The organism is Flavobacterium potami, assembly GCF_020026915.1.
Classification (GTDB): domain Bacteria; phylum Bacteroidota; class Bacteroidia; order Flavobacteriales; family Flavobacteriaceae; genus Flavobacterium; species Flavobacterium potami.
Window position 1 is genome coordinate 127,966 of record NZ_JAINUY010000007.1, and the last position, 12,366, is coordinate 140,331.

At 31.7% G+C, this 12,366-nt stretch carries 11 protein-coding genes; 1 reads left to right on the forward strand and 10 read right to left on the reverse strand.

Annotation, left to right across the window (positions count from 1 at the left end):
• The first annotated feature begins 65 nt into the window (after positions 1–65).
• Positions 66–695 (forward strand): 16S rRNA (guanine(527)-N(7))-methyltransferase RsmG, encoded by a 630-nt coding sequence (gene rsmG / locus K6T82_RS19365; protein WP_223709614.1) that lies wholly within the window; start codon positions 66–68, stop codon positions 693–695.
• Between the two features lie 37 nt (positions 696–732).
• Here the strand turns inward: rsmG and K6T82_RS19370 are convergent, their stop codons facing one another.
• The 10 genes from K6T82_RS19370 to K6T82_RS19415 form a co-directional block, all read right to left on the reverse strand.
• On the reverse strand, positions 733–1,521 hold the full coding sequence (locus K6T82_RS19370; RefSeq protein ID WP_223709616.1) for a proline and serine-rich protein 1 family protein: 789 nt from the start codon (positions 1,519–1,521) through the stop codon (positions 733–735).
• 63 nt (positions 1,522–1,584) lie between these two features.
• Complete coding sequence (locus tag K6T82_RS19375; protein ID WP_223709617.1) at positions 1,585–2,739, reverse strand: thiol-activated cytolysin family protein; 1,155 nt, start codon at positions 2,737–2,739, stop codon at positions 1,585–1,587.
• Between the two features lie 33 nt (positions 2,740–2,772).
• Positions 2,773–3,183 carry a hypothetical protein gene (locus K6T82_RS19380; RefSeq protein ID WP_223709618.1) on the reverse strand — a complete coding sequence of 137 codons (411 nt, stop codon included), beginning with the start codon at positions 3,181–3,183 and terminating at the stop codon, positions 2,773–2,775.
• Positions 3,174–3,542 (reverse strand): hypothetical protein, encoded by a 369-nt coding sequence (locus K6T82_RS19385; protein WP_223709620.1) that lies wholly within the window; start codon positions 3,540–3,542, stop codon positions 3,174–3,176. Before K6T82_RS19385 ends, K6T82_RS19380 begins: the two co-directional genes overlap by 10 nt.
• A gap of 248 nt (positions 3,543–3,790) precedes the next feature.
• A complete protein-coding gene (locus K6T82_RS19390; protein WP_223709622.1) occupies positions 3,791–4,522 on the reverse strand; it encodes a hypothetical protein in 732 nt (243 codons plus the stop codon).
• Between the two features lie 275 nt (positions 4,523–4,797).
• Complete coding sequence (gene pruA, locus K6T82_RS19395; protein ID WP_223709625.1) at positions 4,798–6,423, reverse strand: L-glutamate gamma-semialdehyde dehydrogenase; 1,626 nt, start codon at positions 6,421–6,423, stop codon at positions 4,798–4,800.
• A 213-nt stretch (positions 6,424–6,636) separates the two neighbouring features.
• Entirely contained in the window at positions 6,637–7,023 is a 387-nt protein-coding gene (gene apaG, locus K6T82_RS19400; RefSeq protein ID WP_008467225.1) for a Co2+/Mg2+ efflux protein ApaG, read from the reverse strand.
• Positions 7,024–7,102: 79 nt separating this feature from the next.
• Positions 7,103–8,356: a type IX secretion system plug protein gene (locus tag K6T82_RS19405; RefSeq protein ID WP_223709627.1), complete on the reverse strand. Its 1,254-nt coding sequence runs from the start codon at positions 8,354–8,356 to the stop codon at positions 7,103–7,105.
• Positions 8,357–8,431: 75 nt separating this feature from the next.
• Positions 8,432–11,335, reverse strand: a complete 2,904-nt coding sequence (locus K6T82_RS19410; protein ID WP_223709629.1) for a DEAD/DEAH box helicase — start codon at positions 11,333–11,335, stop codon at positions 8,432–8,434.
• A 121-nt stretch (positions 11,336–11,456) separates the two neighbouring features.
• Complete coding sequence (locus K6T82_RS19415; protein ID WP_223709632.1) at positions 11,457–12,230, reverse strand: class I SAM-dependent methyltransferase; 774 nt, start codon at positions 12,228–12,230, stop codon at positions 11,457–11,459.
• Between the last annotated feature and the right edge of the window lie 136 nt (positions 12,231–12,366).

The window sequence follows — 12,366 nt, forward strand, 5'->3', positions numbered from 1 at the left end:
CAATTTGCAAAATTGAGTTAAATATTTCAATCGTAAAGTAGTACTTTTGTTAAAAATTTACAGCAATGGATGAGATATTGAAATATTTTCCCAATTTGACCGATCTTCAAATTGAACAATTTCAAAAATTAGACTTTTTATACCACGATTGGAATGAAAAAATCAATGTAATTTCTAGAAAAGATATTGATTCTTTATATACAAAACACATTTTGCATTCGTTAGGAATAGCTAAAATAATGAAGTTCGAACCAGGTTCGACTGTTTTAGATGTTGGAACAGGAGGCGGTTTTCCTGGAATTCCGTTAGCGATTCTTTTCCCAGAAACTCGTTTTTATTTAATTGATGTTATTGCCAAAAAAATAAAAGTGGTTCAAGGTGTTGCTGATGCCTTAGAATTAAAAAATGTAAAAGCAGAACAAAAACGTGCAGAATTAGTAAAAGGCGATTTCGATTTCATCGTAAGTCGTGCGGTTACCAATATGCCGGATTTCGTTTCTTGGATTCACGATAAAATTAAAAAACAGCACAAACACACGCTGAAAAATGGAATTTTATATTTAAAAGGAGGAGATTTGAGCGAAGAATTGAAAGATTTTCCAAAAGCAACTTTATACGATTTAGCAGATCACTTTGAAGATGAGTTTTTTGAAACTAAAAAGGTGGTTCATTTGCCTTTGAAGTTTAAACCATAATAAAAAACCGAATCTTAAATAAAAAGATTCGGTTTTTTTATTTTTTAGAATTTATAAAACTCATAAATTTTTCTTGGTCAATCTTAAAAGAAAAAACATCTTTGATCAAGTAATAGTTTTTAATGTCTATACAAACACTGTAGGCTTGCTCTGTAAATTTTAATTGATTGTCTGCAAATGAGAAAGTCTTAGTAATTTGTGCAATTTGATTTGTTTTTAGACAATTATTTAAAATTATGTTTTGTGCGATTGCTAATTTTTGTTCGTCAAAATTTTCCTTTTGAATAGATTTCATTGCTATTTCAAATTCGGTAGAATTCATTTCAGGGCATTTTCTTTCTTTACGATCCAAATTTGGTTTTGATTTTTCTTTATTGTTAATGGTTATGTTTATACCGTTGTTGATAGTAACATTTTGGTTTGGAGAAGGATCTTGATTTATAACTAAGATATCTTGTTTGGCGTAAATTTCTGGAAGAATTTCTTTTCCCGAATAATAATTGAGTTTTTTTTTTTTAGTTTTAGAATCAATCTTGATTTTATAAAATGCATCTTCAAAGGTTTTTCCATCTCTGCCCAATATTGATACGTAATTCTTAGTAATATTTTTTAGTGCAGTATTTTCAAATGAAACTTTTACATTGTAATACCGCTGATTTAGATTTTTTATCGTAACACTAGATTTTGGCTGCTTATTTTGCAATTCACCATTTAGATACACAAAAAACATTTCTGAATTATCGCATAAAATAGTTAGACTACCACCTGTTTGAGCAAATATGATGCAAGAAAAAAATATGAGATAAATGGAAAATAACTTTTTCATCTGTTGCTATTTATTGAAACAAAGCCAATCTTAAAAAGAGATTGGCTTTGATAATTTAAAATTTTAGTTTGCTTTTAATTCTTTGAATTGTGAAGTGTACATATCTTTTACTTCAACTTCTGTATTGTCTTTTAACCTTCTTATTTTATAAGATATTGGTGCTGATGAAGAAACTAAATCAGCGGAAGAAGGAGATTTTAAAAACTCCACAAAACTATTGTAATCAGTCACTTTTCCTCCTAATGCTAAGGGGCCACCAACAATCATGACTTTTACTTTATTTTGTGCAAATAATTTTTTAAATTCTTCAGAATAAGATACATCAACTCCTATATCAACTACTTTTAACGCAACTCCTACTGCAGCTTTAACCATCTTGTTATTGTAAGTTTCGTCTTTGGTGGTTTCAATTAGTATATAAGCGACCCTTCCATAATCGACATTACTCACATAAACGGGTTCATGAGTTCCAAAATTATTATCATTGATTTCGCCATCAATCCAATCTGTGTAGTACTTAGGATCTATAGTCATACTATACAAACGTTGTCTTACTTTAACCATTACATGTGAAGTGGTAGCTGTGGATCCGCTGTTTTGTGTATATCCAAAATTGGCTTTTACTAATCCGCCTAAAACATTTACATTTAAATGAGCATCTAATGCTTTCTTAAAGCTATCTTCTGTGGTTATTTCATCACTTTGAAATTCATAGTAAGTTGGAACTGCATTAAAGTCAATAAGATTTTTGTTTTTACTTACAAGGCCATTAATTACAGTATTTACTTCACTAGGTATTGGTAGGGTGTTTGCACTAACAGATAAATCACCTCTTAGTGACATAGATAATGTAACAGGTTTGAAAGAGTTTTTCAAAACCATTGGATCATAAGTTGCGTTCATAAAGCTAGAACCACGTAAAATGCTTCCGGGATAAATAACATCTAGGTTTGATTCATTAATAATTGAAAGCGGAGATAATGTAGTTTGCTTTTCTACGGTAGTAAGATAAACGTACTCATTATTTCCAGTTGTAGGATTTAATTCTTGTGCTCCTGTTTTTTTTGAGCTTAATACATTGTCTGGTTTTGATGCAAAAGTTACAGGCTGCAATTTATCCAGAGAACCATTTGTATTCTTGTCTTTACTGTCATCGTTGCTGCAAGATGTCAAGAATGTTCCACAGATTACAAATGCTAAAAAGGCTGTTTTTTTCATTTTGTCTTTCATAGTTAAATTATTATACGATTGTTATTTTTGTTTGATAGTTAGATCATTATATGTAATAATATTGTCTGGTTCGTGATTCCTTTTTTGTATTATTTTGAGTTCAGATAATATCCAAGAGGGAACAACTTGTGCCCCTTTTTCAGTATTAACTTTGTCACTAAACGTCATCGGTTTATTTATTACAATATTTCCATCATATTTTTTATTATTGTACAATGCCTGATAGCTATTTTGTTTAGAATCACTATTTGTTAGATACGTGTCGTTTGTCTGGTCTCCATCATCGATTGTAAACTCATAGTAACGGCTATGTTTTGAGCTTGAAAACATGGTAGAATTATCGGTCTGTTCATTCCAAGTATAAACATCAATTTTTACGGCAGAGAATAAAAGTTCTTGTGTAGACCCAGCAACATATTTGTTTAATCGCATTTTTCGCAATTCGTATTGTTGGGTAAAATTAGCCTGGTTTTAAAATTGCCTGGTTTTAAAATTGCCACAAAAAAGGACGAACTAGATTTTTTTATTATAATACTATCTTGAGTTTTTTTAACTAGAATACTATCTTTTGAAGAATTTTGCGAAGCAATTTGCACCTCTTGTTGAAAGTTGTAATCAATTTTGTTTTGCTGATGTTTTGTAGCATCTGAGGTAATGGGTTTTAGTACATAAATAACATCAGCAGAAGAATCAAAGTTTTGAATTTTAATGTCAAGTTTTAAAGTCTCACCAACTTGAATGTTGTTCCATGTTAGACGTTCATTATTTTTTGATAGTACAAATGGCCTCATTGTGTTCATTTTTTTGAGATGAACTGCTTTCTTCGCTACAAGAGATGAATAGAAGGCAAGTAATAGATAGTAAAGTAAAAAAATTTCTCATAATTTTAATTTTTTACAAAGTAAGATATTTACTACATCGATTTCGTGCCCTAAAAGTTTAAAAAATAGTAGAATAAGGTACTTTTTGTATAAAAAAATAACCCGACAAGAAACTACTCCTGTCGGGTTATCTAAAAATTAAAAACAAACGATAAAAATTAAGAAGCTTTTTTAGAAAAATTCAAAAAAGCATTGGACTTGTGGTCTAAATTATCAATGAAATTGTGAATAGCATTTTCTGATGCTTCACTTGAATAAGTAAATGCTGCATCAAAAAAATACTCGCGAGAAATTACAGGTTCGTTTGAAGAGTTGTAAACAGCTTCGTCTGATTGATCTAATTCTTTGTTTCTGTAAGGATTTGGATGTGTATGCATTAAGTCATAGATGGTTTCACTAAACCAAGTATCAAATTTTTTCTTTTTAGGTGTAATATGTCTCGCTAATAGCACCAAGCCAACAAGTTCATTTTGTAAAAAATACGAACCTTTTCTGTATCGAACATCAATCATTCTGACATTCATCAATGCAATCCATAGAGCACCATTTACTGAGCCTGTCACAGGGGTATCAAAATCAGTGTCAAATAATAAAGGATTCGTTTGTTCTTTGTCGTTAATAGAACACCACAATGCTTCTATTCGTTTTTGAGTGTCATTCGTAGCTTGCGTGTAACCTGTGAATCGCCAGTAAACCCATTCTAGCAAAGCAGCAGTTAAGCCTATAGAGCCTTTATGATTAATTTGCATTAGCGTACTTTCCAAATCATCGTTTCCTTCGATAGGATCTAGAAGATCATTTATTTTCTTTTTTGTCCATTTAAAGTTAATTGGAGATCCAATACTTTTTGATTCCATTATTACCTTCGGTACATTGTTTAAATTTCTCATACTTATACTGTTTTTTAAAATTGGCTTTTACAGATTTATAGTGAAACAAAATTATAAGGATGTGATTTTTAAAAGAGGCACTAAAAGCTTTTAAAATGTCAATATAAGACAGATATGTTTTTTAAAGCATTGATTTTTAAATAAATAAGAAAAGTATTACAATTTTTAAATAGGCAATTAGACTTGATAGCTTAAAACAAAAAGCCGATTCTTTTTTAAGAATCGGCTTTTACTTATATCAATCAGATTAGCAAAAATGAAATCTGAAAACTAGATTAACCTAAGAATGGGTATCTGTAATCTTCTGGAGTTACAAAAGTTTCTTTGATTGTTCTTGCAGAAACCCAACGCAATAAGTTCATTGCAGAACCTGCTTTATCATTAGTTCCAGAAGCTCTCGCTCCACCAAATGGTTGCATTCCTACAACAGCTCCTGTTGGTTTGTCATTAATATAGAAGTTTCCTGCAGCGTTTTGCAATTTAGTTGTAGCAACTTCAATAGCATAACGATCTTGGCTAAATACAGCTCCTGTTAAAGCGTACTCAGAAGTAGTGTCAACCAATTCTAAAGTTTCTTCCCATTTTGCATCTTCGTAAACATAAATTGTAATAACTGGTCCAAACAACTCAGTTTCCATTGTGGTGTATTTTGGATTTGTAGTTACAATAACCGTAGGTTCAACAAAGTATCCTACAGATTTGTCGTAATTTCCTCCAACGATGATTTCAGCGTCTGCATCTTTTTTAGCTTGGTCAATATAACTAGCCAATTTGTCAAAAGAACCTTCGTGAATAACTGCTGTAACGAAGTTTCCGAAATCTTCTGGAGAACCCATTTTCATCGATTTAACATCAGCAATTAATTGCTCTTTTACAGCTGGCCATAAACTTTGTGGGATATAAGCTCTAGAAGCAGCAGAACATTTTTGTCCTTGAAATTCAAATGCTCCACGAGTAATTCCAGTAACCACTTGTTTTACGTTTGCACTTGGGTGAGCGATGATAAAATCTTTACCTCCAGTTTCTCCAACAATTCTTGGATATGTTTTGTAATTGTGAATGTTTGCACCAATTTTAGCCCAGATATCTTTAAATACGTGAGTTGATCCTGTAAAGTGAACTCCTGCAAAATCGCGGCTTGCTAAAACAGTATCTGTAATCATTAAAGCGTCTCCGAAAACGACATTGATAACGCCATCAGGAACTCCTGCTTCTTTGAAAACTTCCAAAATGATTTTAGTAGAAAATACTTGGCTGTCACTTGGTTTCCAGATAACTACGTTACCCATTAATGCAGCACTTGCAGGAAGGTTTGCAGCGATAGCTGTAAAGTTAAATGGAGTAATTGCGTAAACAAAACCTTCTAATGGTCTGTATTCTACACGATTCCAAACAGTAGAATCTGATTTTGGCTGATCGTTGTAGATTTGAGTCATAAACTCAACATTGTAACGTAAAAAGTCGATTAACTCGCAAGAAGCATCGATTTCTGCCTGATGAATATTTTTAGATTGACCAATCATTGTTGCAGCGTTAATACGTGCTCTGTATGGTCCTGCGATAAGTTCTGCAGCTTTTAAGAAAATAGCAGCACGTTGTTCCCATGCCATATTTGCCCATGCTTTTCTTGATTCAAGTGCATTTGCAATCGCTTTTTCAATATGTTGTTTTTCAGCTAAATGATATTTTCCAACAACGTGTTGGTGATCATGCGGAGCTGTAATATTTCTTGTGTTTCCAGTTCTGATTTCTTCGCTTCCAATATGTAACGGAACGTCAATTTGAGAATTCCACATTGTGGTGTAAGCTGCCTGAACAGCTGCTTTTTCTGGTGAGTTCGGTGCGTATCCTTTTACAGGCTCGTTTACCGCTTTTGGTACATGAAAGAATCCTTTTAACATGGGATAAATTATTTTAAAATTACGATTTGTTTAATTTTTTACAAAAGTACAAATGATAATTTGAATTTATCACAATACAATATTAAAAAGTTGTATTTTAATATAGAAAAGAGTTTGGGTCAGAAGATAATTAACAGAATAGTTGCATAAAATTACAATGATTCAGCCAAAAGAGAATTCTTATAAAAATAAGGATGTTGCTTAAACTATAAATTAGTTCAAAGCAAATGGTGCACACATTCTAAAAGTAGGAACAATTACTTTGAATGTTTTTGTTGTAGTGAAATTGATCATATTAAAATGACCTTTCATAGCTCCATATGGAGATGATAATAGACAACCTGAGCTATAAGTATGATTTTCTCCAGGTTTTAAAACCGGTTTTTTACCAATTACACCTTCGCCATCTACTACTTCTAAGTCGTTTAGAGAATCAAAAATTTCCCAGTGACGTGATGTTAACTGCACCGAATCTTTACTGTGGTTTTCGATTGTAACTACATAACTAAAAGCAAAATGAATCTTGTAGTTCTTGAAGTAAGTACCTTCAAAACTAGTCAAAACAGATATTTTTATGCCTCGTGTTATCTGAGAAACCATACTAAAGACGTATATATGTGAGTGTTATAGGGCAAAGCTACAAAAAAAAATCGTTTAAACTAGAACCTTAACATTTGTTTTAGTTGACTATATTGATAGAGTTTGCATTTCCTTTTCCAATTACACGCTGATAGCGATCGGTTGCTTCTTTATAATAAACTAAAATTGTATACTCATTTTCAGTTTGATAAAAGTTTCCATCGATAGCATTTTCATAATCAATAACACCTTTTTTGTCGGCAACTGTATATTGAAAATTAGTAAAACCTTGTTTGATCATGATGGCTTTTTCAAAAACACCTTTGTCTGTATTGTAATCCATTTTATATTCTGGCGAGAGGCTGTAATTGTTGAACATTCCTGTTATGTAAATGTCCTTATTCAACCTAAAAGCAGGCGCCGAAAGTGAAAAATAAACCCAGGCATAATCGGCTTCAATATCATTGTTTGAGCCATTTATGTTTTTTACCACAAAATTTCCGTTTACATCTTCATACAGAGTGTAAATCTGATTTCCTCTTGCTGCATTCGTATACAAAAAAGCATTATAAATATCATTGTTAGCACCGATACGGGCAACAAAATTATTTGCGGCACGAATGTCTTTATTTTCGAAATACAAAAATTCGTTACCAGCCCAAAATTGTGTTTCTTTATCGTATTTATAAATCAGCTGATTGCCAATTGTATATTGAGGAGGAACATTTTTTATTACGGTATTAAAATTTCCATTTTGTAATAAAAGCACTTTTACATTTTGTAAAGGAGTTTGAAAGGTAATATCGTTTGATGCTATTGCAAAATCAAGATTTTGTTTGAAATCAATGTTGCTTAGATTTCTGGTTCTTTTTACTTGAGCGCTAACAGTTGAATGATTTTCAAATAAAATGAACTTTCTTGAAAAAACGACCTCTCTATCTTCATTAAGAATTCGAAGCATATAATTTCCCGAAAGACGTAACGAGGTTGTGAATTGATTCGGAAAAGAAAGATTATAATGCGAATAAACTTGTAAAGTATTAAACGAATTGGAATAATCTGTAATTCTTTGATTGTCTTGACCGTAAATATAATCTGTTTTTGGAATATCAGTTGGCTTCCAGTTGTAATCGCAATGAATTACTTCAAAATAATAATTAGCCTCACTACCAAATAAATCGTCAAACTGAAAAGTAAAAGAAGATCCTAATTCGAAAATTGGAACAACATTACTGCCATTCTGGACAAATGAAACCGTTTTAATATTATAAGGAGGATCAATTTCTTTTTCCTGCGCTTTCGCGAAAGTGAAAATAAAAAGGAAAATAAAGCTTGTATATAAAAATTTTGGCATCGTATTTCGTTGTAAGATTTGTAAATATAACAATTTTATACAACGAAAAAGATGCCAATCTATTGGGTTTAACAATTAAGAACCTAAAATGTATTCTAAGTTGCCTTCAATTTCATCATTAATATAACTTTCTTCTAAAAGAGAATCAGACAACAGTTTTTTGTTTTCCTGCAGTTTGATGATTTTTTCCTCGACTGTATTTTTTGAAATAAATCGAATGACATTGACTTTATTCAACTGTCCAATTCTATGCGCTCGTCCAACGCCTTGTTTTTCTGCAAAAGGATTCCACCACGGATCTAAGAATAAAACATAAGATGCTTTTGTAATATTCAAACCAACTCCTCCGGCTTTTAGCGAAATAAAGAATAACAGCAGATTTTCTTTTTCTTGAAACTTCTTTACTTGCTGTTCTCTTTTGTCTGCAGGTGTTTCGCCTGTAATTTCGCAGAATTCAATTTTATTTTCTTTGCACCAATCGGTATAGAAATTCAAATTGGTAACAAACGAACTGAAAATGATTACTTTTTGTTTTGCTTTTACTAAGTTTTCCAGATAATTGGTAACGGCGATAAATTTTCCAGAATCAATTTCCGATTCCTGATCAACCATTTTTGGGTGGTTACTCAATTGTCGCAATTTCATCAACGTATTGATAATGCTAATTTTATCAGGAGATCCGTCTGTTTTAAGCAAGAAATTACGAGCTTTAGATTTTTCTTTCTCGTATAATTTTTCCTGTTCAGGATCCATGTCGCAGTAATAAATCTGCTCGGTCAATTCTGGTAAATCTTTTAAAACCTGTTCTTTTGTTCGTCTTAAAATATAAGGTTGGATAAGATTTTTTAATTCTGTTAAAACTTCTTCGTTTTGCTTTTTCTCAATCGGATTTTTGAAATTCTCCATAAAGAAAGCATAACTTCCTAGAATCTCTGGATTAATAAATTGCATTTGTGACCATAAATCGTCTAGCGAATTTTCGATCGGCGTACCGCTCAAAGCAATTTTATGTCCCGTACTAATTTTATTTATGGCTTTAAAAATCTTAGAGTTTTTGTTTTTGATGTATTGACTTTCGTCTAAAATCAAATAACGGAAATCGTATTTTTCTAAAATTGAAATATCACGGTGAATAATGCTGTAACTCGTAAAAATCAAATCGGTTGAATTGATTCTGCTCGCCAACATTTTTCTATCATTACCAACATATTGCATTTTCGAAAAATGTGGCGTAAACTTTCCAGCTTCATTAAACCAGTTAAAAACCAACGAAGAAGGTAGAACGATCAATGCTTTTAATGGTTCTCTTTCAATCGTAGTTTCGTTGGCAAATAAATCAAAATTGGTAGTTTTGGTTGTAAAACCTAATTGCTCTTGTACCGAAACCAAAACAGATAATGTTTGTAATGTTTTTCCAAGTCCCATATCATCGGCAAGGCAAGCTCCCATGTTAGAGTTGAAATGCCCTAAAAGCCATTTCACTCCGTCAATTTGATATGGTCTTAAAGTTGCTTTTATCAAATCTGAAGCTGTAAATTCGGCTTGATGAATTTGATCTAGATCATTATCGATTTCTGATATTCCGTCTAAAGCTGTAAAATTGCTTTTTCGTAAAAGTAAAGCACCATTTTCTGTTTTGGCCAATTTTGCCAAAGAGCCATACTTGCTAAACCATTTAAGCGGAATCAAGAAAAAGTTTCCATCAGGCAATGCAAAAAGTCTTTCTTTGCTCTTTATGTTTGGAATTATTTCGCTGAAATTAATTTTATAATTGCCAACTGTAATAATGATTTTAATGTCAAACCAATCTCCAGTTGTTTCTTTAGAAGCTGAAATAGTATGGCTTTCAGTAATGATTTCTTTACTTTCCAGTTTCAGGTTTTCAATCGTAAAACCTAAATCTTTCAGCTTTTCTTTATGTTCAATAATTAATTGAATGTTGATATAAGGATCTGAAGTTTCTGCATCAGAATTCAATCCAAACAACTCATTTTTAATTTTTTCTAAACCAATTTCGGATAGTTTTTCGATATATGAATTTTCATCAGCGCTTCGTTTAAACTGAATTATTCGAGGTTCGTTTGCTACGCTGTAATCCACAAAAGAATGTGTTTTTTTAGTTTTGCTTCCGTCAAAAAAATAGCCGTTATAATCAAAATAAAGATTGAGATAATAGCAGTTTTTAAAGAAATCAAAAATAGGTTGGATTGTACAAGAAGCAATTTGATCACGAAGTTCGATTTCGAAACCATTAGCTTCAATGTCTATTTTTTTTGCAATTTCTGGAATGAAATTTTTAAAATAATCATCTACTAATTTTGAAGGAATTTCGATTGATTTTTTCTTTAAAAATGGAGTCAGTTTCTTGCCATTTAATTCCTTTAATTGTCCAAGTTTTTTATTGACAATCAGCCAGCCCGGTTCGTCAGAAAGAATATCTACTTTATTGTCCATTGGCAAAAATGTAGTTTCATTTTCTTTTAACGATAGCGTATAAGTGATTCCTTCTGAATGTTTGTCGAATTGAATCTGAGGTTCAAAATCTAAAGGATCAATACTGACTCTCGAACGATAAAAATCTTTTTCCGGTCCTAAATCAATAGAAAGTGGATATTGTTCCTGAACAATTAAACTATAAAATGGACTTAAATTGAGTTTTAAATGCTGACGAATAGCAAAATCAATTTTAGAATCTTTCTGCAAATCAGCAATTGTTTTGGCTGATTTTACTTTTGCGCTGAATTTTTTAAATACAAATTCAGGTTTTAGAGATTCGCAAATAGTAAGAATCTTTTTTGAATTGTGATCTAAAGTTTCATAATCAACACCAAAACTTTCAATGATGGTTTTGGTTGCTTTTTTGTCCAGATATCTAATATCGCCAGTGTTTTCGACTATATACGCTGTTGGAATATAGGCATTCAGATTTTTTTCAAAACTGATGTCAAAACAGAACTGAAATGGTTTTGTAGGTTGCAAAATAGTAGGATTTAGTTAGGCTTATAATTTAGGTTTGGGCAAAAAAAGAAAGAGTTTTCAAAATATCAATAATTTGAAAACTCCTTTTTAAATGAACTTATATCACTTATATGGTGAAAAATTAGTTTTCCTGTTTAAAGCAAAGCGGAATAATTTCGCCTTTTGCTAAACAGTATTTTTCAACCAATTCTGGTGCAATTTTGTTAGTGTAATCTTCTTCGATAACAATAAAACCAATGCTTCTTAATTTATCGAAATAATCGCGTCCGTAAACACGAACGTGATCGTATTGTCCGAAGATTTTAGCGCGTTCTTTTTGATCTGTAATCGAATCATCAGCAAACGTAACTTCGCGAGATAAATCCTGAGGAATCTGTAAAATTGCCATTCCGCCTGGTTTTAAAACTCGGTATAACTCCTGCATCGCTTTCGTATCGTCTGGGATATGTTCTAAAACGTGATTACATAAAATAACGTCATATTCATTGTCCTTGAAAGGTAAATTGCAGATATCTGCTTTTACATCTGCCAAAGGCGAAAGTAAATCTGTTGTCGTATAATCAAGGTTTTTCTGCTTGCGAAATCTTTTGTAAAAAGCTTGTTCCGGAGCAAAATGCAATACTTTTTTAGGCGCCGTAAAAAAATCAGTTTGATCATTTAAATACAACCAAAGTAAACGGTGTCTTTCTAAAGAAAGTGTACTTGGCGAAAGCACATTATTGCGCTGTTTTCCGTATCCGTAAGGCAAAAACGATTTAAAGCTTTTTCCGTCAATAGGATCAGTAAATTTATCTCCTCTTAATGAGAAAGCTAAAATTGGACGCGCTACATAACTTAAACGAATTAATAATGGGCGTGGGATTGTATTTAAAACTAATTTGAAAAGTTTTTTCATGGGGTTATTCCAAAATATTTTTGTTTTCCTGCAAGGTTTTCAAAACCTTGTAGGTATTTAAGTTTGAAAAAAGACACCTACAAGGTTTTGAAAACCTTGCAGGAGTTCGAATGTTTTTTAATTTTAGAATCTCAGC